The following is a 23,907-nucleotide window of genomic DNA, read 5'->3' on the forward strand; positions in this document are numbered from 1 at the left end:
GTTTCGTCTCTCTTCCTGGCTGCGGCATACTCCCACCGGCTGTGCGATGGCGCCCGCTCGGGCACATTCGAAACTCGCCTGGCTTTAATTTTTCGGGATCTACCATGCGCGCGCTTGTTCCATTGGCTCTGTCACTCCTAATCGCTGCCTGCGGTGACGGCGAACCGCTGTCCCCACCCGACGCACGCCTGCCGGACGGCGGACGCTATCGCGGCGATGTGGTCAACGGTTTGCTGCAAGGCCAGGGACGAATCGATTACCCCAATGGCAGCTGGTACGCCGGGCAATTCCAGAATGGCCAGTGGCACGGCCAGGGCGAATGGCACGCGAGCAACGGCGACGTCTATAAAGGCGGCTTCGCCAATGGCCTGTTCGATGGGCACGGCACGCTGACCACCAGCGGCGGCAGCTATGTCGGCGGCTTCAAGCTGGGCCGCCGTGAAGGCGAAGGCACGCTCAAAGAGAAAGGCCTGACCTATCGCGGCGCATTCAAGGCTGACCAGTATGACGGCCTCGGTCGCCTCGAACTCGATGACGGTAGCCAGTATCAGGGCCAGTTCTCTCGTGGCAAACCCAATGGCGAAGGTCAGCGCAGCGACGCCAGCGGCAATCAATTCAGCGGCAACTTCGTCAATGGTCAGCTGCAAGGCGTCGGCAGCTTCAACAGCGCCGATGGCGATCAATACGTTGGCGGCTTCATCAACAACCAGCTCAACGGTCACGGCCGCTATGAAAACAGCGACGGCGACGTGTGGGTCGGGATGTTCAAGGACGGCGCGCTCAACGGCCGAGGAGAGTTGATCGGCGCTGATGGCAGCCACTATGTCGGCGAATTCGGCGGTTGGAAATTCTCCGGGCAAGGTCGTCTGCGACTGGTCGATGGCAGCACTTACGTGGGCGAGTTTGCCGATGATACTTATCAGGGCCAAGGCGTCCTGACCTCTGCGCAAGGCACGGTGCAGAGCGGTTTCTGGGTGAACAGCCAGCGCGTGCGTGACGCTCAGGGCAAACTTTTGCCTGACTCACTGGAAGTCGGCATGCTCGCCCAAGGCCCGTTGCTGGACAAAGCCTTGGCCGCCGTGCCTGTTTCAACCCCGGCCGTGGAGCTGTTCACCCTGGTGGTGGGCGGCGACGGCAAGCAAAGCGTATTTCTGCGCGAGGCCGATTTTGTCAGCAACCTGCTGGCCTCGCGATTCGGCGCTTACGGCCAGATCAGTCTGGTCAACCATCGCGACCACATGATCGACCGGCCGTTGGCGACCCGGGAAAACATCAGCCGCGCCATGCGCACCCTCGCGCAACGCAGCGGCCCGGAAGACCTGGTGTTCATTTACCTGACCAGCCACGGCACCCAGGACCACGAGCTGGTTCTGGATCAACCGCGTATCGAACTGGCCGATTTGCCCGCAGACGAACTGGCTGCCGTCATGGCACCTTTGAAAAACCGTGACAAGGTCGTGGTGATTTCGGCGTGTTATTCGGGCGGCTTCATTCCGGCCCTGAAAGACGAGCGCACGTTGGTAATTACTGCCTCCCGAGAAGACCGGGTTTCCTTCGGCTGCTCGGAAGAAGCGGACTTCACTTACTTCGGTGACGCGCTGTTTGCCAAGGCGCTGGTTGCAACCGACGACCTGCAGCAAGCGTTCAACGCGGCCAAAGATACCGTCGCCGAGCGGGAAATCGCTGACAATTTCGACGCTTCGGAACCGCAGATGTGGGCGCCCAAAGGCGTCATCGCGCACTGGAATCTGCTGCGCAAGAGCCAGGCGGAACGTGCACTCAATACGGTATCGACTCGCAAGGAAGCGAAGACCGTCGGCAGCCACTAAGCTGTCGTCAATCAAGGGAGGAATTTATGTACTTGACGCCACAACACATCCTGCTCGCCGGTGCCACCGGCCTGACTGGCGAACACTTGCTGGATCGCCTGCTCAATGAACCCACGGTCAGCCGCGTGCTGGCCCCAACCCGCCGGCCGCTGGCCGTACATCCGCGACTGGAAAATCCCGTGGGTGAGTTGACGAGTCTGCTGCCGACCCTGAGCGGCCAGGTTGACATCGCCTTTTGCTGCCTGGGCAGCACCATTAAGCAGGCCGGTTCACAGGAAGCGTTTCGCGCCATTGATCTGGATATGGTGGTGGCTTTCGGCAAACGCGCCCGTGAAATGGGCGCGCGGCATTTGGTGGTGATCAGTGCGATCAACGCCGACCCAGGCTCCAGCGTGTTCTACACCCGCACCAAGGGTGAAATGGAGCAGGCGCTCAAGGCGCAGGACTGGCCGCAACTGACCATCGCCCGCCCTTCGCTGCTGGTGGGTAATCGCAATGAAACGCGTCTGGCCGAACAGCTCGCCGCGCCCATCGCCAAGCTGATCCCCGGAAAATACGGCGCCATCGAGGCCTGCAGCCTGGCTCGAGCGCTATGGCGTTTGGCGCTGGAAGAACAATCCGGTGAGCGGGTTGTGGAGTCGGATGAGTTGCGCAAGTTGGGGAAGTAACGCGAAACGCTAATTACCTTGTGGGAGCGAGCTTGCTCGCGAAGACATCCATACATCCAACCCCGTTGTGGTGGCCTTGGAAATGCCTTCGCAAGCAAGCTTGCTCCCACAATATCCAGGGAAGCCGCCTACAGCCCACCCGTCGCCTGAAACCCAACGCCCAACGCGGTGAGCAGCGACAACGGCAGCAGCAAGGTATCGAGCACTGCGCTGCCGGGCAGGTCCAGGCCCGGATAGCTTGGTGCTTCGGCTCCGAAACGATCCATCGCGCAACAACCGCCCTGCATCGCATACAAATCCAGCCGCGTCCCGGCATACACCACTGGCGCGCCGGGTTGCGCCGCGTTGAGCGTGCGGGCGGTGGCGCAACCGGTCAGGGTCAGCGCCAGGGCAATCAGCAGCAGCTTATTCATCAGCGCTCAAATGATGTTCGCCCCAACGCGGCAGCATGTCTTGCGGGATGTTCAGCAGATTGAGAATTCTGGCGACCACGAAGTCAATCAAGTCATCGATGGTTTGCGGCTGATGATAAAAGCCGGGCGATGCCGGAAGAATCACCGCGCCCAGGTTCGACAGCTTGAGCATGTTTTCCAGATGAATGCTGGAAAACGGCGCTTCACGCGGCACCAGAATCAGCTGCCGACGCTCCTTCAGCGTTACGTCCGCAGCCCGTTCGATCAGGTTATTGCAGGCACCGGTGGCAATCGCCGACAAAGTCCCGGTCGAGCAAGGCACCACGACCATCGCGGCGGGCGAGCCCGAGCCAGAAGCCACGGGCGACATCCAGTCTTCCTTGCCATACACGCGAATCTGCCCCGCTGCCGCGCCGGTGTATTCGGTGAGGAACGCCTGCATCATGCTCGGTTTGGGCGGCAGCAAGACATCCGTCTCGGTGGCCATGACCAACTGCGCGGCCTTGGAAATCAGGAAGTGCACCTCGCGGTCTTCCCGCACCAGACAATCAAGCAGACGCAGGCCATATTGCGCGCCCGACGCGCCGGTCATGGCAACGGTGACGCGTTCCGGGCCGTTCATTGCAGCGCCTCGGCCAGTTTGCCGTGCAGGCCGCCGAAGCCGCCGTTGCTCATGATCACAATATGCGTGCCGGGCTGCGCCTGGCTTTTCACCCGGGCAATAATCCCCTCCAGGGAATCGCACACCACGGCGGGCACCGAACACAGCGCGGCGGTGCCGGCCAGATCCCAGCCCAGATTGGCCGGGGCATACCACACCACTTGATCAGCCTGCTGCACGCTTTCCGGCAAGCCGGCGCGGTGGGCGCCGAGTTTCATGGAGTTGGAACGCGGCTCGATGATCGCGATCAGTGGCGCATCGCCGATTTTCTTGCGCAGGCCATCAAGGGTGGTGGCGATAGCGGTCGGGTGGTGGGCGAAGTCGTCATAAATGGTGATGCCGCGCACTTCGGCGACCTTCTCCATGCGCCGCTTGACGCTTTTGAACGCGCTCAAGGCTTCAACGCCCATGGCCGGCACGACACCCACATGGCGCGCGGCAGCCAGGGTTGCCAACGCATTAGCCACGTTGTGCTGGCCGGTCATGTCCCACTCGACCACGCCTTGCAACTGGCCTTCGAAAAGCACTTCAAAACGCGAACCGTCTTCGCTGAGCAAGCGCGCCTGCCACTGGCCGTTCTGACCGGTGGTTTGTACCGGCGTCCAGCAACCCATCTGAATAACCCGCGTCAACGCCGGTTCAGTGGTGGGATGAATGACCAGGCCTTCACTTGGAATGGTGCGCACCAAGTGATGGAACTGCCGCTCGATAGCCGGAAGATCGGGGAAGATGTCCGCATGATCGAACTCAAGGTTATTGAGGATCGCAGTGCGCGGGCGGTAATGAACGAACTTGGAACGCTTGTCGAAAAACGCGCTGTCATATTCGTCGGCTTCCACCACGAAAAACGGCGTGTCACCCAGACGGGCCGACACTGCGAAATTCTGCGGGACGCCGCCGATCAGGAAACCAGGGCTCATGCCCGCGTGTTCCAGCACCCAGGCCAGCATGCTGCTGGTTGTGGTTTTACCGTGAGTGCCAGCCACCGCCAACACCCAGCGACCTTGCAAGACGTGATCGGCAAGCCATTGCGGGCCGGACACGTAAGGCAGGCCTTTATTCAGCACGTACTCGACCGCCGGATTGCCCCGCGACAGCGCGTTGCCAATCACCACCAGATCAGGTGCGGGGTCGAGCTGCTCCGGGCCGTAACCCTGAGTCAGTTCGATGCCTTGAGCCTGCAATTGCGTGCTCATCGGCGGATAGACATTGGCGTCGGAGCCCGTGACCCGATGGCCCAACTCTTTGGCGAGCACCGCCAGCGAACCCATGAAAGTGCCGCAAATACCAAGGATATGAATATGCATGACCACCTCTTAAAACATCCGCGCAGGTTAGCTCAGGGGCGGTGAAATGGCACTTAGTGTTTGTGGGTGCGTGCGCGCAGGACCTTCAATCTGTGGGAGCAAGCTTGCTTGCGAAGACGGTGGACCAGATGGCAAAAATGTTGTGGATGTCTCAAAACCTTCGCGAGCAAGCTCGCTCCCACAGAAAACCTTACCTTCTCCATTGCATTCACCGCGCAATCCCATGCTTACGCAACTTTCGATACAACGTATTACGGCTAATCCCCAACTGCCGGGCGCTGTGGGTCATGTGCCAGCGGTGGGACTCAAGCGTCGAGATCAACGCGCTGCGCTCGGCGTCTTCCAGGGGATGATCAACCACCGACACTGCCACGACTGGCGCAGCGCCAAGACGAATGGCTGCCGGAAGATCGTCAAAACAAATCCGGTTCTCTTCACATAACGCCGCCAGAGTGCGCAACACCGTGCGCAGTTGCCTGACGTTACCCGGCCAGGCGAAACCCAATAACGCCTGGCGCGCCTCGCCGTCTATGGTCAGGCGTTGCCCGGCAGATTCCTGTGTCAGCAAAAAATCCAGCAGCTGCGACTTGTCGCTGCGTTCACGCAAGGCCGGCAACGCCACTTCCAGGCCATTGAGCCGGTAATACAAATCCTCGCGGAAGCTGCCATCGGATACGCGATCCAGCAAATTCCGGTGGGTCGCGCTGATAATTCGTACATCCACCGCTTGGGGTTCGCCGCCAATCGGCACCACCAGACGATCTTCAAGCACCCGCAGCAAACGGGTTTGCAGGGCCAGCGGCATGTCGCCGATTTCGTCGAGGAATAGCGTCCCGCCATCAGCCTGCTGCAGTTTGCCGCGCATGCCGTCCTTGCGCGCGCCAGTAAAACTGCCGCCGCGATAGCCGAACAGTTCGCTTTCGATGAGGCTTTCCGGGATCGCCGCGCAATTCAGCGCGACAAACGTCTTGCTCGAACGCAGGCTGGCCTGATGCACGGCCTTGGCAAAAGCTTCCTTGCCGGAGCCGGTTTCGCCATTAATCAGCAAAGGTACATCGCGCTCGAAGACCCGTAGCGCGCGGCGAAAATCGTTCTGCAATGCTTCATCGCCCAGGCAAATGCCGCTGGGCGGAACAATTTGGGTCGCGGGTTGCACCACCCGCGCCGTCGGGCCTTTGGCGGTGCGGGGTAATTGCCCACGCAAGGCGGCGAAGAATCCGCGACCGTCGCGGGTGCGCAGCGGCCAGCTGGTATGCGCCTCAGGACTGGCGCGCCCCAGCAGTTCGCTAAGTGAACAGTCAAAAAACATGTCCACCGGCTGACCCAGCAGCTGACTGCGCCCAAGACCCAACAGGTTCAAGGCACTCTGGTTCAGCGCGCTGATGCGGCCTTCCCCATCGAACGCCAGCAAGCCTTCGCTGAACAGCCCGACCGATTCGGATTGCACGTGAAAACGCAGTAACCACTGATCTTCGAAGTGATGCCGGAAATAGCTGCTTTCGATGAGTTTCGCCGAAAGATTGACCAGCGCCATGGTGTGAAACTGGCTTTGCCGCGACACATCATCGCGCGCCGAGGACACGTCGAGAACCGCGAGCAAGTCGCCATGAGGATCGAAAACCGGACTGGCCGAACACGTCAGGCCGGTATGACGGCCACGAAAATGTTCATCGCGATGAATGGTCAGCGGCTGGCGTTCTACCAGGCAGGTGCCGATGCCGTTGGTGCCTTCGCACGCCTCGCTCCAGTCAGCGCCCAGCCACAACCCGGCGCGTTCGAAAACCGTACGCTCGGCCGGCGCGGTGACGCAGTTGAGGATCACGCCACGCGCATCGGTCAGCAATACGGCGTGACCGTCCGCCAACTGTTGATGCAGGCTGCTCATTTCCTGACCGGCGACGCTCAGCACTTGCTGCAAACGCTGGCGGCTTTCCAGCACGCGATCATGTTCGAGCACCACTGGCGCGTTGGCGTGCGCGGGGTCGAGATGGTAATCGTCCAGGCAGCGCAGCCAGGAACGGACGATGGACGGGTCGCTGCCCGGGCCGCGCAATTGCGCCTCGCCTTTGGCGACCGTCAGGACTTGTTGCGCGTGCCGGGTCAGATGATTGCTATGCACTTTTTATTGTTCTCCACTTTATTGTTTTCCACGGGAGTTACCGGCCAGCATCCTCCTGCCCGCCGGCCTTTGCAATCGCGCCGCCGCTTGCTTTGGTCGCACGTATCGAAACTGGCACAAAGTGTCACGCTCCCTTGCACCACTGGTGGCACAGCGCGATCGCGACAACTGCCGTTCATCCTTGCGCAAGCCTCTGAATCAGTGCTTTGGACGCGGTGGCCCGCCCTTTGCTCTACGCTTTAACAAGTGCAACCGCGCGTTGTCACCCCCGCTTCGCCGCAGCTCCCCCAACAACAAGAATCAGGAGATAACACCATGCGTTACGCACATCCCGGTACCGAAGGCGCTCTGGTCAACTTCAAGGAGCGTTACGGTAACTTCATCGGCGGCGAGTTTGTCGCCCCGGTCAAGGGTCAATACTTCACCAATACTTCGCCGGTCACCGGCAAGCCAATTGCTGAATTCCCGCGCTCCACTGCTGAAGACATCGAAAAAGCCCTGGATGCCGCTCATGCCGCAGCCGAAGCCTGGGGCTCGACCTCCGTGCAGGCTCGCTCCCTGGCACTGCTGAAAATCGCCGACCGTATCGAGCAGAACCTCGAAGTCCTGGCCATCACCGAAACCTGGGACAACGGCAAGGCCGTCCGCGAAACCCTGAACGCCGATATCCCGCTGGCCGTTGACCACTTCCGCTACTTCGCTGGCGTACTGCGCGCCCAGGAAGGCAGCGCAGCAGAAATCGACGGCAACACAGTTGCCTATCACATCCATGAACCGCTGGGCGTGGTCGGTCAGATCATCCCGTGGAACTTCCCGATCCTGATGGCCGCCTGGAAACTTGCTCCGGCCCTGGCTGCGGGTAACTGCGTCGTGCTCAAGCCCGCCGAACAGACGCCGTTGGGCATCACCGTGCTGATGGAACTGATCGGCGATCTGCTGCCGCCCGGCGTTCTGAACGTCGTGCAAGGCTACGGCCGCGAAGCCGGCGAAGCGCTGGCCAGCAGCAAGCGTATTGCCAAGATCGCGTTCACCGGTTCGACACCGGTTGGCTCGCACATCATGAGTCTGGCGGCCGCCAACATCATCCCCTCCACCGTGGAACTGGGCGGCAAATCGCCGAACATCTTCTTCGAAGACATCATGAGCGCCGAGCCTGAGTTCATCGACAAAGCCGCCGAAGGCATCGTGCTGGCGTTCTTCAACCAGGGCGAAGTCTGCACCTGCCCATCCCGTGCGTTGATTCAGGAATCCATCTATCCGCAGTTCATGGAAGTCGTGATGCAGAAGGTGCTGAAGATCAAGCGTGGCGACCCGCTGGACACCGAAACCATGGTCGGCGCCCAGGCTTCGCAGCAGCAATTCGACAAGATTCTTTCGTACCTGGAAATCGCTCAGGGCGAAGGCGCCGAACTGCTGACGGGCGGCAAGGTAGAAAAACTGGAAGGCGACATGGCGACTGGTTACTACATCCAGCCGACCTTGCTCAAAGGCAACAACAAGATGCGTGTGTTCCAGGAAGAAATCTTCGGTCCGGTGGTCAGCGTCACGACCTTCAAGGACGAAGCCGAAGCCCTGGCCATCGCCAACGATACCGAGTTCGGCCTGGGTGCCGGTCTGTGGACTCGCGACATCAACCGCGCCTACCGCGTCGGCCGCGCTATCAAAGCCGGTCGCGTGTGGACCAACTGCTATCACCTGTACCCGGCGCACGCCGCGTTCGGTGGCTACAAAAAATCCGGTGTTGGTCGCGAAACCCACAAAATCGCGCTTGAGCACTACCAGCAAACCAAAAACCTGCTGGTGAGCTACGACATCAATCCGCTGGGCTTCTTCTAAACCCGGCTGCTTGACCGCCAATGGCCTCTTCGGAGGCCATTGGCGTTTTTGAGGGGGTCTCATGATCTGCTTTAATTCAAATCATTAGATTGCGCTTTCTAAAGGCGTTAGGCAGCATCGGCTCAACAACCTGATCGAACCCGTCACAGTCCCGGCATTAGCCCTTAGTGAAGTTGAGGCCACCATGCGGATTATCAAAGCCACGCTGGATCATCTGGACCTGCTCTGCCCGTTGTTCGTCAAATACCGTGAATTCTACGGCGAACATCCTTTCCCGGAGTCTTCACGCAGCTTCCTGGAAAAGCGCCTGCGCCGTGACGAATCAGTGATCTATCTTGCGCTGCCGGACGACGATGACACGAAGCTGCTGGGCTTCTGCCAGCTTTACCCGAGCTACTCGTCGCTGTCCCTCAAACGCGTCTGGATCCTCAACGACATCTACGTCGCCGAGGACGCCCGCCGCCAGCTGGTCGCTGACCATTTGATGAGAAGCGCAAAAAAAATGGCCAAGGAATCCCAGGCCATCCGCATGCGGGTTTCCACCAGCAGCAACAATGAAGTTGCGCAGAAAGTTTACGAATCCATCGGCTTTCGCGAAGACAAGGAATTCAAGAACTACGTGCTGCACGTGCTGCCGATCAATGGGGATTGAGTGCCGCGCCGCATCTGTAGGAGGGGACCGTGTCTGCTGCGCGACCGTCCGGCGCCTCGCCAACAGGTTGGCGCCTACAGAACTCGGACAAATCCAGTCATACAAATCCGCCACGCGGCCCGACAAGATCGACGCTCCTCGCCCCGTCATGCGTTTCTCCCTCTATAATCGCGCCCTGATCACTCTCAGCAGTTACTTCCGCACGTGACCCGGCCGTGGGTCAGCTATACAGGCGCCCTACATGGACTTCAACCCGCTCGACCTCATTCTTCACCTGGATGTCTACCTGGACCTTCTGGTCACCAACTACGGCACCTGGGTTTACGCGATCCTGTTCCTGGTGATTTTCTGCGAAACCGGCCTGGTGGTAATGCCATTCCTGCCCGGTGACTCGCTGCTGTTCATCGCCGGTGCGGTGGCAGCCGGTGGTGGCATGGACCCGGTGCTGCTGGGCGGGCTGCTGATGTTCGCCGCAATACTCGGCGACAGCACCAACTACATCATCGGCCGCACCGCCGGAGAACGCCTGTTCAGCAATCCGAAGTCGAAGATCTTTCGTCGGGATTATCTGGAGCGCACCCACGAGTTCTATGAGCGCCATGGCGGCAAGACCGTCACGCTCGCGCGCTTCCTGCCAATCATTCGCACCTTCGCGCCGTTCGTTGCCGGCGTTGGCAAAATGCATTACCCGCGCTTCCTGGGCTTCAGCGTGCTGGGTTCGGTACTGTGGGTTGGCGGCCTGGTGACTCTCGGCTACTTCTTCGGCAACGTGCCATTCATCAAGAAAAACCTGTCGGTGCTGGTGCTGGCGATCATCCTGCTGTCGCTGCTGCCGATGATTGTGAGTGTGGTCCGCAGCCGCATGGCCCGCTCAGCAGACGCCCGCTAGACGATGTGGTCGTTCAGCCAATGGCGCCGCCGCCGCACGCTGGCAAAAAATCCGGTCGCACCCGAGCTTTGGCAGCGAGTGCGACAGCACTTGCCGATTCTCGACGGCCTGACCGCTGCACAGGAAACCCTGCTGCGTGAGAACAGCGTGCTGTTTTTACAGGACAAGCACATCACCACCTTGCCCGGCGTCGAGCTGAATGACGAACAGCGCCTGTTCATTGCAGCGCAAGCCCAACTGCCGCTGCTCAATCTGGGCGATCTGAACTGGTATCAGGGTTTTCACGAACTGGTGATTTACCCCGACGACTTCCGCAGCCCGCAACGCCATCGCGATGCAAGCGGCGTCGAGCACGAATGGGACGGCGAACACAGCGGCGAAGCCTGGCAACAAGGCCCGGTGATCCTGGCGTTGCCCGGCGTGTTATCCAGTGGCGACTGGGATGCCTACAATCTGGTTATCCATGAGCTGGCGCACAAACTCGACATGCTCAACGGCGACGCCAACGGTCTGCCGCCCTTGCACAGCGACATGCGGGTCAGCGAGTGGGCGAGCATCATGCAAAGCGCCTACGACGATCTCAATCGGCAACTGGATCGCCACCTGCACCTCGAAACCGCCATCGACCCTTACGCAGCGGAAAACCCCGCCGAATTCTTTGCCGTGACCAGCGAATACTTCTTCAGCGCCCCGGATTTGCTGGCCGAGGCTTACCCGGCAGTGTACGAGCAACTCAAGGCCTTCTACCGTCAGGATCCGCTTGCTCGACTGATTTCACTGCAGCGCGATGAACCTTCGTACAAGACTCAGCACTAAAGGGCTACACGCCTAAAGGCGCAAGGCCACGCATGGCAACAGCAACAGAATATGCCTATAATCCGGCCCACTTTTTGGCGTAATCAGCCAAAGCCGTCTGGTCAATCAAAGGGGGCACTGCCCAATGAGCTACAGCAAGATTCCGGCTGGTAAAGACCTGCCGAACGACATCTACGTCGCGATCGAAATTCCGGCCAACCACGCGCCGATCAAATACGAAATCGACAAAGAAACCGATTGCCTGTTCGTTGACCGCTTCATGGCCACGCCGATGTTCTACCCGGCCAACTACGGCTTCATTCCGAACACTCTGGCTGACGACGGCGATCCCCTCGACGTGTTGGTCGTGACGCCTTACCCGGTTTCCCCAGGTTCGGTAATCCGCGCACGTCCAGTGGGCATCCTGCACATGACCGACGACGGCGGCGGCGATGCCAAAGTTATCGCGGTGCCACACGACAAGCTGTCCCAGTTGTACGTCGACGTGAAGGAATACACCGATCTGCCAGCACTGCTGCTTGAGCAAATCAAACACTTCTTCGAGAACTACAAAGACCTCGAAAAAGGCAAGTGGGTAAAAATCGAAGGTTGGGGCGACGCAGAAGCCGCCCGTACCGAGATCATGAAATCGGTAGCCGCCTACAAAGGCTGATAACCCGTTTCAGCGTTTGCGGGATGTCTGGCAACAGACATTCCGCAAACAACGTTTAAATCCTCGCAACACCCCGCTCTCCCGACCCTCAACGCCCTTTCTTCACACCTGAAGCCCGCCTGCGCATTGATGCAGCACGCTTTCCGATGCCTGACATTGGACTCGCTGTGGAAACAATCATTTTTCAGATAAACATATAGGCAGACCTTTCGACGTTTCGACTAAACAATAAACATGACGCCAACGCCTTTAGCACCGCGCTAAATATCCTGAGCATCGTTTACTTATAACGTGATAATTACAGAATATGCCTACATGGCACCACCAGATTTGTAGTCAGCCCAATACAACCCGGACTGCACACATCGCGTATTTGAACACTTCGTTTATTTAAACAAGTTCACGAGATACGTAAAATCCATCGCCATGAATACATCAGGTGATCGACTACGCGCCCTCCTGCGGGAGTGCCATCTCTCTGCCACGGACTTCGCCGCCAACCGGAAGGTCACACCTCAACATGTGAACAACTGGTTCAAACGCGGCATCCCCATGGCGCGCCTGGAAGAGGTGGCTGAACTACTGACCGTCAACGCTCGCTGGCTACGCACGGGCGACGGCCCCAAACACCCGAGTGAACCCGCCAATGAACATAACGGCGGCGATACACCGCTAACGCTCCACCCAGGACGGACCCTGCCGCGTGGAGACATAGAACTGCCGGTATTGAAAGAACAGGAATCGGAAACGGCCATCGCCCAAGCCCCAGGGAAGACCATCCGTTTGCCACTGCACGTGCTGCAAAGCATGAACATCCACCCCGACAACGCCATCTGCATCGCCATGATTGGCAACAGCATGGCCGAGAAAATCCAGGACGGCTCCCTGATCGGCGTCGACCGCGCCCAGACCCGCGTCATCGACGGCGAGATGTACGCCCTCGAACACAGCGGCATGCTCCGCGTGAAATACCTCTACCGCCTACCCGGCGGCGGCCTGCGCCTGCGCAGCCACAACCACCGCGAATACCCCGACGAACTCTTCACCGCAGAACAGATCGAGCAACAACAGATACGCATCCTGGGCTGGATATTCTGGTGGTCAACCCTGAACGTACGCCGCCACGCGCCACCCTTCCGCTGAACGGGGAGGATCGAAGTGGGTTACAAGGCATTTCAACGCTGGGCAACCGGGATGAACATCAGTATCCTCTGCGCCCATCTTCAAGCCCAAAGGCACATCCCGCCTTAAGGCCTGGCAACGCGAAACCGCGAAGCCACTCCCTATTAGCGCCCACTCGCTGAGCGCAACTGTTAAAGGCGAGTGCGGTTTGCCAAAAACAAACCAAGCTCGTCCTTGAGAAGCCGGCCACAAGCCGGCTTTTTAATGTCTGTAGGAAAACTCGACAACACGTGATCGTGTTTTCAGAAATTCCTAATCCGGGGTCACCTCACGCTTTCGTTGCAGCATAATACGCCCCTGAATTTTCATTACCGAGCTGCCAGTGGTCCTGCAGACTCGAGCATTACAGGGATTTCCGTACATGTCGCAAGCCTCCAACAATCTGGCCGCCTACATCTGGTCTTTGGCCGATCTACTCCGTGGGGATTTCAAACAAAGCCAATACGGTCGAATCATTTTGCCGTTCACCCTGCTACGCCGTCTTGAATGCGTGTTGGAGGCTAGCAAGGCGGCGGTTTTAAAGGAACATTTACGCGTTCAGCAACTCAACATCTCCGAGGAAGCGCAGGAAAAACTACTTCTGCGCGCCAGCGGTGGGTTGTCGTTCTTCAACACCTCGCAAATGGATTTGTCCAAGCTGGGCGAGGGGGGGATCAAGGCTAACCTGGAGTCCTACCTGCAAGGATTTTCCAAGGATGCGCGGGAGATTTTTGAACACTTCAAATTTACCGAGTTCCTAGGCCAACTCAACGATGCCAACCTGCTCTACAAGATCGTGCAACGGATTCAAAAAACTGACCTAAGCCCCGCAGCAGTCTCCAACCATGATATGGGGCTGGTGTTTGAAGAACTGATTCGTCGTTTTGCAGAAAGCTCCAATGAAACCGCTGGGGAGCACTTCACGCCTCGCGACATAGTTCGCCTCACCACCTCCCTTGTATTTATGGAAGACGATGATGCGCTGACCAAGCCAGGCATCATTCGCACCGTCTACGACCCTACGGCCGGGACGGGAGGCTTTCTCTCGTCGGGCATGGAATACGTCCATGAGCTCAATCCACATGCGGTGATGCGCGCCTATGGTCAGGAGCTCAACCCTGAGAGTTATGCCATCTGCAAAGCTGACATGCTGATCAAAGGGCAGGACGTCAGCAACATAAAGCTTGGCAACACGTTGTCGAACGACCAGCTGTACGCGACTGAATTTGACTACATGCTCTCCAACCCGCCCTTTGGCGTGGATTGGAAAAAAATTGAGCAAGAGATCAACGATGAGCATGCGCAAAAAGGATTCAACGGCCGTTTTGGCGCAGGTTTGCCGAGGGTCAGTGATGGCTCGTTGCTGTTCCTGATGCACCTGATCAGCAAGCTGCGTGACGGCTCGCAGGGCGGCGGCCGGATCGGCATCATCCTTAATGGCTCGCCATTGTTTACCGGTGGCGCCGGCTCTGGCGAATCGGAAATCCGCCGCTACATCCTCGAAGCTGATTTGCTCGAAGCCATCGTCGCGCTGCCCACCGACATGTTCTACAACACCGGCATTTCCACTTATGTCTGGGTGCTGTCGAACAAAAAAGCCGCAGAGCGCAAGGGCAAGGTGCAACTGATTAATGGCGTGAACCTGTGCGGGAAAATGCGCAAATCCCTCGGTTCCAAACGCAATGAAATGGATGAAAGCGATATCGCCACAGTGATCCGCGCCTTCGGCAGCTTTGCCGCAGTCGATGCCTACGAACTAGACAAACAAGCCGCCCAAAAAAGTAATCGGGGCCGCCAGGCTGCCAACCCGAAAACCGAGGCTGCCAAGACCTTCGCCAGCAAGATATTCAATAGCTATGAGTTCGGCTATCGCCGAATCAGCATTGAGCGTCCGTTGCGGCTGTCCTATCAATTCAGTGATGAGCGAGTGGCTACCTGTCGCTTCGCTCCCGGCGCACTCAACAGCGCTATGCGTTGGATCTACCAAGAGTTCAGCGCAGTAGAGGGCGAAAGCTGGAGTGATAGCGACACCTGCAAGCGTTACGGCGACCTAAGCGCTCATGAAGACGCCATTCGCCGTTACTGCAAGCTGCATTTTGCCGATCTAAAAGAGAAGGACATCAAGAATCTGCTCAACAGAACAACCTGGATGGATCAGAAGCGGCTGTTACTCAAGGCACAAAGTCTGCAGGACAGCATTGGCACCGCCCAGCATGACGACTTCAACACCTTTGACGAGGCCGTCAAAGCGGTCTGCAAGCAACAGGGCATTGTCCTAGACGCCAAAGACAAAAAACAGATCATCGATGCCGTGAGCTGGAAAAACCCAGAAGCGGCAAAGGTCATCAAAAAGGCGCACAAAACCAAAGCAAATCCCCTGTACGGATTGTTTGCCGTCAACAGTGAGGTGCTGGAATATCAAACCGATAGCGACCTGCGCGACAATGAAAACGTAGCGCTTGACCCAAGCCAAAGCGTAAATGCTCTCAACGAGACGTATTTCCTTAAAGAAGTACAGCCGCACGTCACAGACGCCTGGATCGATGCCAGCAAGAGAGACGCGAAAGATCAGGAGATTGGCATCGTCGGCTATGAAATTCCGTTTAGCCGTCATTTTTACCAGTATCAGCCCCCGCGCGATTTGCTTGAGATTGATGCGGATCTGGATGCAGTGTCTGCCGAGATTATGAAGTTGCTGCAAGAGGTGCATTCATAATGACCGGAAAGTACAAAGCATATTCATCTATTAAAGAGTCAAACATTTCTTGGCTTTGCGAGATTCCTTCGCATTGGATTTTGAACAGATTTAAAAATACTTTTCGAATAAAAAAGAGAATCGCAGGAAAACTTGGCTTCGATATTCTTTCAATTACTCAAAAAGGAGTAAAAATTAAAGATACAGAAACTGGTGACGGCCAGCTTTCAATGGATTATTCAAAGTATCAGCGGGTGTACGAAAACGATTTTGCGATGAATCACATGGATCTATTAACTGGATATGTGGATATTTCAAAGCATGACGGGGTAACTAGCCCAGATTACCGCGTCTTTACACTTGAAGATAAAAACTCGCACAAAAAATATTTTCTTTATTTGTTACAACTTTGCTATACGGCTAAAATATTTTATCCGCTGGGCCAAGGAGCATCTAATATTGGACGGTGGAGGCTTCCCACAGAAGCCTTTAATGAATTTGTTGCGCCATTTCCTCCGTTAGATGAGCAGATTAAAATTGCCAGCTTCCTCGATCATGAAACCATTAAAATTGACACATTGATCGAAAACAACAGCAACTCATCCTGTTGCTAAATGAAAAACGTCAGGCCGTGATTAGCCATGCCGTCACCAAAGGCTTGAACCCCAACGCCAAGATGCGCGACTCGGGTGTTGATTGGCTGGGGGAAGTGCCAGAGCATTGGAAAGTCAGCCAAATAAAGTGGTATGCAGGGATTAAAAGCGGTGAAAATTTGCCAGCGAGCGATATTGAATCTGCTCAAGATGAGAATTTTTGCTACCCAGTATATGGCGGCAATGGAATTTTGGGATACGCAAAGAGATTCAATCTTATAAGCGCCGCAATCGTAATTGGCCGTGTTGGGGCTCTCTGTGGCAATATCCATAAAGTCATGGATTCATCTTGGATTAGCGATAATGCGCTTATTTTGAGTACAAACACTTCAGTTTTTAGTCTTGACTATATATCTTTATGTTTGGGGGCAAGAAACCTAAACACATTAGCAGATAAAAATGCACAACCATTGATTACTGGGACAAAAGTAACTAACGAGCGCATTCCAATTCCGCCATTTGATGAGCAGCGAGAGATTCAGAGGCATGTTATTGAGTTGATGGAGCAATTTGAAATGCTATCTTCACAGGCTGAAACTGGCATAACTTTGCTTAAAGAACGCCGCACCGCCCTAATTTCAGCCGCCGTCACCGGTAAAATCGATGTGAGAAACTGGGTCGCGTCGCAAGGTAGTAAAACCAACAAGGAAGTAGCCGCATGAGTGCATTGGGTGGCGGTAAGGCCAACGAGTTTACGTTCCAGAACGATATGCTTCAGCATCTGGTTGCCAGCGGTTGGCTACAGGGCAAGGCCGAAAGCTACAATCGCGACCTGGCCTTATACCCAGAAGACTTGCTGGGTTTCGTTCAAGACACCCAGCCTGAACAATGGCAAAAATTCTGCGCGCTCTACCCGAGCACCCCAGAGCACCACTTTCTTGAACGTGTTGCCACCCAACTGAATAAAACCGACCCCAATGCAGCCAGCAAAGAAATGCGCACCTTCGGCACGCTGGGCGTGTTGCGCCATGAACTGCGCCACCGTGGCACCCGTTTCAGCCTGTGCCAGTTCAAACCTGAACACGATCTAAACCCCGACACCTTGGCCCGTTATGCCAAGAACCGCTGCCGTGTCGTCCCTGAGTTGGTTTACTCACCTTGGGCTACCAAAGCCCATCTCGAACAAACCGGCAGCAAGGCTCAAGCATGGCGAATTGACTTGGTGCTTTTTGTAAATGGCTTGCCGGTCGCCACGCTAGAGCTGAAATCCGAATTCAAGCAGGCTGTGCACCGCGCCATTAAGCAGTACAAAACTACACGCTTTGCCACAGACCCTGTCACCAAAAAGCCCGAACCGCTGCTGACCTTTAAGCGTGGTGCGTTGGTGCATTTTGCCGTGAGCCAGTACGAGGTCTATATGGCCACGCGGCTGGAAGGCGCTGATACCTTCTTCCTACCGTTCAACAAAGGCACCAAGGCTGGCGGTGCCGGGAACGATGTGCCGTCAGATATTAACCAGTACGCCACCGATTACCTGTGGAACGAAGTCTTGCGCCCCAGCAATCTGCTGTCGATTCTCGGGCGCTTTGTGCATCTCCAAATTGAAGAGAAAGAAGATTGGGAAGGCCGTAAATACAAGAAAGAAAGCCTGATTTTTCCGCGCTACCATCAGTGGGATGTGGTTAATAAACTGGTCACGGCGGCCCGCACCGAAGGCCCCGGCCATAAGTACCTGATCCAGCACAGCGCAGGCTCTGGCAAGTCCAACTCGATTGCCTGGGTAGCGCATCAGCTTTCGGCGCTTTATGACAACCAGGGTTGCAAGCAATTCAACTCAGTGATTGTGGTGACGGATCGCACCGTGCTGGATGATCAGCTGCAAGACACCATTAATCAGTTTGAACATGTCGACGGCGCAGTTGGCCGCATCAATAATCAGGAAGGCGACGGTTCCAAATCGGAAAAGCTCGCTGCTGCACTGGAAAACTCGCAGCCGATTATTATCGTCACCATCCAGACCTTTCCCTATGTGCTGCGCGCCATCGAAAACAGCGTCAGCCTTAAAGAGCGCAGCTACGCGATCATTGCCGACGAAGCGCACTCATCGCAAACCGGCTCTACCGCGCGGCAGCTGAAAGAAGTGTTGATGATTGAGGCCAAAGCTGATGGTGAGGACGAACTCAGCACCGAGGACATTCTCGATGCCGCCGTAGCTTCACGCCGCGTGTCGAAAAACCTCAGCTACTTTGCCTTCACTGCAACGCCGAAAACCAAGACGCTGGAGCTGTTTGGCCGTTTGCCCAAGCCCACTGAGCAGCCCTCTAAAACCAATAAACCCGCGGCCTACCACGTGTACAGCATGCGTCAGGCCATTGAAGAGGGTTTTATTCTCGATGTGCTGAAAAACTACACCAACTACAAAGTGGCCTACAATCTGGCGCAAAAAATCGACAAGGCGGATCAGGAAGTCGAAAGCAAGAAAGCCAAGGTCAAGCTCAACCAGTGGGTGCGCCTGCACGAATACAACATCGCGCAAAAGGTGCAGGTGATTGTTGAGCACTTTCGCAACAACGTGATGGGCCTGTTGGGCGGTCAAGCCAAAGCCATGGTGGTCACCAGCTCACGCAAAGAGGCCGTGCGATACAAACTGTGTTTCGACAAATACATCGTCGATAAGGGCTACCAAAAAATCCATGCCATGGTGGCATTCTCCAGTGAGGTGGAGTTCACAGAGAAAGACCCAAATGCGGTCGCGTTACTCGGCAACAAATACACCGAGAGCAACATGAACCCCAACCTCAAAGGCCGCGATATGCGCAAAGCCTTTGATAGCGATGATTATCAGGTGATGATCGTTGCCAACAAATTTCAGACGGGCTTTGACCAACCCAAGCTCTGCGCCATGTATGTAGACAAAAAACTCGGCGGCGTCGAGTGCGTGCAGACTCTTTCCCGTTTGAATCGAACCTATCCCGGCAAGGCGGACGTTGGCACGTTTATCCTGGATTTTTTCAACGAACCGCAAGAGATTCTTGATTCATTCCAGCCGTATTTTCAGACGGCAGAGCTGGCGGACGTCTCCAATCCAGACTTGATCTTCGATCTGTTTGAGAAGCTAAACGCTACCGGCATTTACAAATCCAGTGAAGTTGAGCAGTTCTCTGCAGCCTTCTTCGTCAAAAACAAAAGTAATGCTGCGATTGCCAATATTTGCAAACCTGCCGTAGAGCGCTGGGCAAAACGCTATAAGCAAGCTGTTGAAGCCTTCACACACTCGAAAGACATTTTTGAGCGAATCAAAAAGACCAAAGACGCAGTACTGATCGCTAACGCTGAAAATGATCTGAAAGACTGCAAGCAAGCCAAGGATGCTCTCGATATCTTCAAAAAGGACCTTGGCACGTTTGTGCGTTTCTACGAATTCATGTCGCAAATCGTCGATTACGACGACAAGCAGCTGGAAAAGCTTAGCCTGTATGCACGCAATTTGAGCCCGATGCTACGTGAAGCAAACGTTGATGAGGATGAGATTGACCTCACAGGCATCGTACTCAGCCATTACCGCGTCTCGAAAATCCTCCAGCAAGACCTGAAACTGCAAGAAGACTCTCCAGACTTCAAGCTCACTCCAGGCGAAGGGCTGGGATCGGCAGCGGCGAAGGACAAAAAAGAAGAGCTACTTTCGCAGATACTGGAGCGGCTCAACGAGCTGTTCATTACCGACCAACTGACCGATAAAGATATGGTCAACTACGCCTACACCATCAGGGACAAGGTCAGTGAAAACCAATTGGTCATGCAGCAACTTGCCAACAATACACCTGAGCAAGCGCTGCTTGGCAACTTCGCCAATGCGGTGGATGACGCGATCATGGACAGCGGTGATGCACACCAGAACCAGATGATGCAGCTGCTATCCGACCCCGCCAAGGCCAGCAAATTTGCCCGAGTGGTTTTTGATCTGCTTAAGCTTGCCGACTGACTACCGCTTAACCGACGTTATTGCTTTAATCGAAGGATCGAACATGAGTGTTCCTACTTACGACAAATTCATCGAACCCATCCTGCGTTTTCTCGCCACCAAAACCGAAGGTGTACCCGCTCGGGACGCCCATGAAGCAGCAGCGAAAATGTTACAGCTGACGCTGGAGCAACGTGAAGAACTGATCGCCAGTGGCCAAACCACCTATAAAAACAGAGCAGGATGGGCGCACGACCGGCTCAAGCGAGCCGGCCTTTCCAGCAGCGCTAAACGCGGATATTGGAAATTGACTGACACGGGTGTGGCGTACGCCATGGACCACCCAGCCCCCCTGTCGTCCGATGAAGTGGAGCATTTAGCCATTGGCTATATGAATGTGAAGCTGAAAGTTGCTCCCGATGCCGCTCCGCTTGATGACGAAACGCCTGTTAAACCTGATGTCACCTCTGCCACCGCTAGCCCGGATGACCGGCTCGAGCAAGCGCTCCAGGAGTTGCGCGACGCCACAGCTACCGACCTTTTGGATAACTTGTTGCAAGTCAGCCCCAACCGCTTCGAAGTGATCGTGCTGGATGTGCTTCATCGCCTGGGATACGGCGCCAGCCGCAATGACTTGCAGCGTGTCGGCGGCTCGGGGGATGCTGGCATCGATGGCATCATCTCGCTCGACAAATTGGGGTTGGAGAAGGTTTACGTTCAAGCCAAGCGCTGGCAGAACACAGTGGGTCGCCCCGAGCTGCAGGCTTTCTACGGTGCACTCGCCGGGCAAAAAGCCAAACGAGGGGTGTTCATCACAACCTCTGGATTCACGGCAAACGCTGTCGACTTCGCTAAATCGGTGGACGGCATTGTGTTGGTGGATGGCACGCGACTGGTGCATCTGATGATGGATCATGAGGTAGGGGTTACGTCGCGGTTGTTGAGGTTGCCAGCTTTGGATCGGGATTATTTTGATGAGGAGTGAGTTTTAAGCGCTCATGAAGAACAGGCTAATGCGCGCGTAACACTTGCAGAGCAAGATAGTGGCACATTGAAATCAATACGCATATTCTGCTTGCCCCACGGATCGAGGGGTGGGGAACAGCTAGGACTAAAGCCTGTTTAGATAAATGCGTAGGTCAAGGAGACCACAATGCCGGACGCCAAAAGCATCAAGGATCAATTTTTTGTCTACCATCTAACCTCCGTTGAAAATCTGGATGGGATTTTCAAAGAAGGCCTAAAGCCTCGGGCCAGTCTCGCTGATTTCACTGACGTAGCAGACAGCGAAATTCTCAAGAAGCGCAAAGCCTTGAAGCTTGACACTTATGTCCCACTCCATTGGTTTGGTGCCAATCCATTTGATGGGCGTGTACAGCTTGATCGACCTAAATCGAAATTCGTCCTCATCTCTGTTTACAGGACATTTGCCAAAGATAACGGCTGGATGATCATCCCCCATCATCCGCTCGCTGATGATGCGATTCAGCTACTCGACTACGAGACTGGCCACAAAGCAATCGACTGGATCCTGATGGATACTCGGGCCTATCAAAATGCTGAATGCAAAAGCGTTTGTATGGCTGAATGCCTATCTCCCCACGTGGTATCCCCCAAAACCTTTTCCAGAATTTATGTACCAAACGATGAAGTCAGACAGCTATGTGAGGCTAAACTGCGCGCAGCCAACCTCAAGACTCCCATAACTGTAAATTCCGGAATGTTCTTATAAATGAACTACAGCAGTCTGAATCCAGAGAAGGCCCTGATTTGGCGGATCGTCCACCGCGATAATCTGCCCTGGATTCTGGACAACGGCCTGCACTGTGCCAGCTCCGAGGTGCAGGCCCCGCAGTACGTGAACATTGGCAACGCTGACTTAATTGACAAACGCCGCACTCGCTATGTTCCGATTGCGCCTGCAGGCGTGTTGGCCGACTACGTGCCCTTCTACTTCACCCCTTTCTCTGTGATGATGAAAAACATTCACTCCGGGTGGAGCGTTCAGCAACGCAGCAATGACGAGATCGTAATTCTGGTCTCCAGCCTGCACCGCGTCGCTGAACTTGGCCTACCGTTCGTCTTCACAAACGCACACGCCTACCCGGATTGGACAGACTATTACAGCGATCCGGCGCATCTCCATGAGATTGATTGGTCTATCCTTCAACGGCGCGACTTCAAACGTGACCCCGATGACCCTCGCAAGATGGAGCGGTATCAGGCCGAAGCGCTGATTCACCACCACCTACCGATTACAGGACTCCTTGGCATCATGTGTTACACCGATGCAATGAAAGAACGCATAAAGCAGGACGTCGCCGCTAGAGGCCTGACGTTATCTGTCCATGCGCGTCCGGGATGGTATTTCCAATGATCAGATTCACCCAAGGCAATCTGCTGGAAGCCAAAACCGAAGCCCTCGTCAACACGGTGAATACCGTTGGAGTGATGGGTAAAGGTATCGCGCTGATGTTCAAAGAGCGTTTTGCGGAAAATTATCGCCTGTATTCGGCGGCCTGCAAAGCTGGAGAGGTAGAAACAGGCAAGGTTCACGTAACAGCAGTCAACGAACTGGAAGGTCCTCGCTGGATCGTAAACTTCCCGACCAAACGTCACTGGCGTTCGCCTTCGCAGATGGCCTGGGTGACGGAAGGCCTGCATGATCTGCGCCGTTTTCTGATCGAGAATCAGGTCAAGTCTGTGGCCGTCCCACCGCTGGGCGCTGGTAACGGCGGCTTGAAATGGCCCGAAGTCCGCGAACAGATTGTTGCTGTGTTGAGTGATCTGGATGTGGATGTCTTAGTGTTTGAACCTTCCAGCCAATATCTGAATGTGGCCAAGCGTAGCGGATTGGAAAAGCTCACGCCTGCTCGCGCCCTGATTGCCGAACTGGTTCGACGCTATTGGGTTTTAGGCATGGAGTGCAGCCTGCTTGAGATTCAGAAGCTGGCCTGGTTCCTTGAGCGTGCCATAGAACAGCTGCCTGACACCGAGAACCCTCTGAACCTTAAGTTTGTAGCTCATAAATACGGGCCGTATGCCAATCGATTGGAGCATCTGCTCAACAATCTTGATGGCAGCTATCTGCATTGCGACAAACGCATAAGTGATGCAGGTATCAGTGATGTGATCTGGTTTGACGAAGAGCGTAAAGCCTTTCTGCAAACCTATCTCAAAACAGAAGCCAAGGAGTACTCCCAAGCGTTAGAGCGCACCGCTGAGCTGATAGATGGCTTTGAGTCTCCCTTCGGCATGGAGTTATTAGCGACGGTTGATTGGTTGTTAAACCAGGAAGGCGTTTCTCCGAACGTTCCTGCCATGCGTGAAGCGTTGAGGGATTGGGATGGCGGAGCCGCTGCTGCCTCTCGTAAAAGCAAACTGTTCGATGATCAGGCTCTTGATATAGCGCTTAAGCGCCTTACCTCCAGCAGTTTCCGGCCTGAGACTGCTGCCTGCCGGTAAGGTCAGTTTTGTACAGGCTGGAAACAGCCTGCACAAAAGGCCTTGTTTAAGCGGTCGTACCTGATCTTTTGAGGGAGAAGCACTCAGCCATCCCCGATACTCAAGATATCCTCAGTTTTTTTGATGACAGCCAACTGCAAAAGCGGAAAGAATCAGGCTCAAAACCAGCTCTTTAATGCTGTAGCAAACT

The 23,907-nt window shown here is 55.7% G+C and carries 21 protein-coding genes; 16 read left to right on the plus strand and 5 right to left on the minus strand.

All coding sequences use genetic code 11. The features are described from left to right. Nucleotides 1-104 precede the first annotated feature (104 nt). On the plus strand, nucleotides 105-1,829 hold the full coding sequence (locus AABC73_RS24975; RefSeq protein ID WP_341521374.1) for a C13 family peptidase: 1,725 nt from the start codon (nucleotides 105-107) through the stop codon (nucleotides 1,827-1,829). Nucleotides 1,830-1,855: 26 nt separating this feature from the next. Further along, nucleotides 1,856-2,497 (plus strand): oxidoreductase, encoded by a 642-nt coding sequence (locus tag AABC73_RS24980; RefSeq protein WP_341521375.1) that lies wholly within the window; start codon nucleotides 1,856-1,858, stop codon nucleotides 2,495-2,497. A gap of 128 nt (nucleotides 2,498-2,625) precedes the next feature. Here AABC73_RS24980 and AABC73_RS24985 read toward each other — a convergent pair whose 3' ends face one another. From AABC73_RS24985 to AABC73_RS25000, 4 genes are all read right to left on the minus strand, one after another. Next, a complete protein-coding gene (locus tag AABC73_RS24985; RefSeq protein ID WP_341521376.1) occupies nucleotides 2,626-2,910 on the minus strand; it encodes a YceK/YidQ family lipoprotein in 285 nt (94 codons plus the stop codon). Further along, nucleotides 2,903-3,532 carry a flavin prenyltransferase UbiX gene (ubiX, locus tag AABC73_RS24990; RefSeq protein ID WP_020289615.1) on the minus strand — a complete coding sequence of 210 codons (630 nt, stop codon included), beginning with the start codon at nucleotides 3,530-3,532 and terminating at the stop codon, nucleotides 2,903-2,905. The genes AABC73_RS24985 and ubiX overlap by 8 nt, the downstream gene beginning before the upstream one ends. Beyond that, nucleotides 3,529-4,878 carry a UDP-N-acetylmuramate:L-alanyl-gamma-D-glutamyl-meso-diaminopimelate ligase gene (gene mpl, locus AABC73_RS24995; RefSeq protein WP_341521377.1) on the minus strand — a complete coding sequence of 450 codons (1,350 nt, stop codon included), beginning with the start codon at nucleotides 4,876-4,878 and terminating at the stop codon, nucleotides 3,529-3,531. Before mpl ends, ubiX begins: the two co-directional genes overlap by 4 nt. Nucleotides 4,879-5,086: 208 nt before the next feature. After that, nucleotides 5,087-6,997 (minus strand): sigma-54-dependent Fis family transcriptional regulator, encoded by a 1,911-nt coding sequence (locus AABC73_RS25000; RefSeq protein WP_341521378.1) that lies wholly within the window; start codon nucleotides 6,995-6,997, stop codon nucleotides 5,087-5,089. A 315-nt stretch (nucleotides 6,998-7,312) separates the two neighbouring features. Here AABC73_RS25000 and AABC73_RS25005 point away from each other — a divergent pair, with 315 nt between their 5' ends. From AABC73_RS25005 to AABC73_RS25045, 9 genes are all read left to right on the plus strand, one after another. After that, a complete protein-coding gene (locus tag AABC73_RS25005; RefSeq protein WP_341521379.1) occupies nucleotides 7,313-8,833 on the plus strand; it encodes an aldehyde dehydrogenase family protein in 1,521 nt (506 codons plus the stop codon). A 184-nt stretch (nucleotides 8,834-9,017) separates the two neighbouring features. Beyond that, nucleotides 9,018-9,485 carry a GNAT family N-acetyltransferase gene (locus tag AABC73_RS25010; protein WP_341521380.1) on the plus strand — a complete coding sequence of 156 codons (468 nt, stop codon included), beginning with the start codon at nucleotides 9,018-9,020 and terminating at the stop codon, nucleotides 9,483-9,485. A 241-nt stretch (nucleotides 9,486-9,726) separates the two neighbouring features. Next, on the plus strand, nucleotides 9,727-10,374 hold the full coding sequence (locus AABC73_RS25015; RefSeq protein ID WP_341521381.1) for a DedA family protein: 648 nt from the start codon (nucleotides 9,727-9,729) through the stop codon (nucleotides 10,372-10,374). Between the two features lie 3 nt (nucleotides 10,375-10,377). Then, nucleotides 10,378-11,190 (plus strand): M90 family metallopeptidase, encoded by an 813-nt coding sequence (locus AABC73_RS25020; protein WP_341521382.1) that lies wholly within the window; start codon nucleotides 10,378-10,380, stop codon nucleotides 11,188-11,190. A 124-nt stretch (nucleotides 11,191-11,314) separates the two neighbouring features. After that, nucleotides 11,315-11,842: an inorganic diphosphatase gene (ppa, locus tag AABC73_RS25025; protein ID WP_020289622.1), complete on the plus strand. Its 528-nt coding sequence runs from the start codon at nucleotides 11,315-11,317 to the stop codon at nucleotides 11,840-11,842. A 426-nt stretch (nucleotides 11,843-12,268) separates the two neighbouring features. After that, nucleotides 12,269-12,985 carry a helix-turn-helix transcriptional regulator gene (locus tag AABC73_RS25030; RefSeq protein ID WP_341521383.1) on the plus strand — a complete coding sequence of 239 codons (717 nt, stop codon included), beginning with the start codon at nucleotides 12,269-12,271 and terminating at the stop codon, nucleotides 12,983-12,985. Nucleotides 12,986-13,385: 400 nt separating this feature from the next. Next, a complete protein-coding gene (locus tag AABC73_RS25035) occupies nucleotides 13,386-15,719 on the plus strand; it encodes a class I SAM-dependent DNA methyltransferase (protein ID WP_341521384.1) in 2,334 nt (777 codons plus the stop codon). Then, nucleotides 15,719-16,312: a restriction endonuclease subunit S gene (locus tag AABC73_RS25040; protein WP_341521385.1), complete on the plus strand. Its 594-nt coding sequence runs from the start codon at nucleotides 15,719-15,721 to the stop codon at nucleotides 16,310-16,312. Before AABC73_RS25035 ends, AABC73_RS25040 begins: the two co-directional genes overlap by 1 nt. After that, a complete protein-coding gene (locus AABC73_RS25045; RefSeq protein ID WP_341521386.1) occupies nucleotides 16,306-17,013 on the plus strand; it encodes a restriction endonuclease subunit S in 708 nt (235 codons plus the stop codon). The genes AABC73_RS25040 and AABC73_RS25045 overlap by 7 nt, the downstream gene beginning before the upstream one ends. 116 nt (nucleotides 17,014-17,129) lie before the next feature. On the opposite strand, the gene AABC73_RS25050 is transcribed toward AABC73_RS25045, so the two are convergent. Continuing rightward, nucleotides 17,130-17,321 carry a hypothetical protein gene (locus AABC73_RS25050; protein ID WP_341524368.1) on the minus strand — a complete coding sequence of 64 codons (192 nt, stop codon included), beginning with the start codon at nucleotides 17,319-17,321 and terminating at the stop codon, nucleotides 17,130-17,132. On the opposite strand from AABC73_RS25050, the gene AABC73_RS25055 reads away from it, so the two are divergent. The 5 genes from AABC73_RS25055 to AABC73_RS25075 all read left to right on the plus strand — a co-directional run bounded on the left by AABC73_RS25055 (nucleotide 17,310) and on the right by AABC73_RS25075 (nucleotide 23,717). Further along, nucleotides 17,310-20,273, plus strand: a complete 2,964-nt coding sequence (locus tag AABC73_RS25055; RefSeq protein WP_341524333.1) for a DEAD/DEAH box helicase family protein — start codon at nucleotides 17,310-17,312, stop codon at nucleotides 20,271-20,273. The genes AABC73_RS25050 and AABC73_RS25055 overlap by 12 nt on opposite strands. 43 nt (nucleotides 20,274-20,316) lie before the next feature. After that, nucleotides 20,317-21,237, plus strand: coding sequence for a restriction endonuclease (locus AABC73_RS25060; RefSeq protein ID WP_341521387.1), 921 nt, complete (start codon nucleotides 20,317-20,319; stop codon nucleotides 21,235-21,237). Nucleotides 21,238-21,405: 168 nt separating this feature from the next. Next, nucleotides 21,406-21,984 (plus strand): DarT ssDNA thymidine ADP-ribosyltransferase family protein, encoded by a 579-nt coding sequence (locus AABC73_RS25065; protein ID WP_341521388.1) that lies wholly within the window; start codon nucleotides 21,406-21,408, stop codon nucleotides 21,982-21,984. Further along, on the plus strand, nucleotides 21,985-22,629 hold the full coding sequence (locus AABC73_RS25070; RefSeq protein ID WP_341521389.1) for a DUF4433 domain-containing protein: 645 nt from the start codon (nucleotides 21,985-21,987) through the stop codon (nucleotides 22,627-22,629). Beyond that, a complete protein-coding gene (locus AABC73_RS25075) occupies nucleotides 22,626-23,717 on the plus strand; it encodes a macro domain-containing protein (protein ID WP_341521390.1) in 1,092 nt (363 codons plus the stop codon). The genes AABC73_RS25070 and AABC73_RS25075 overlap by 4 nt, the downstream gene beginning before the upstream one ends. The last annotated feature ends 190 nt before the right edge of the window (nucleotides 23,718-23,907 follow it).

Source organism: Pseudomonas sp. G.S.17 (assembly GCF_038096165.1).
GTDB lineage: Bacteria > Pseudomonadota > Gammaproteobacteria > Pseudomonadales > Pseudomonadaceae > Aquipseudomonas.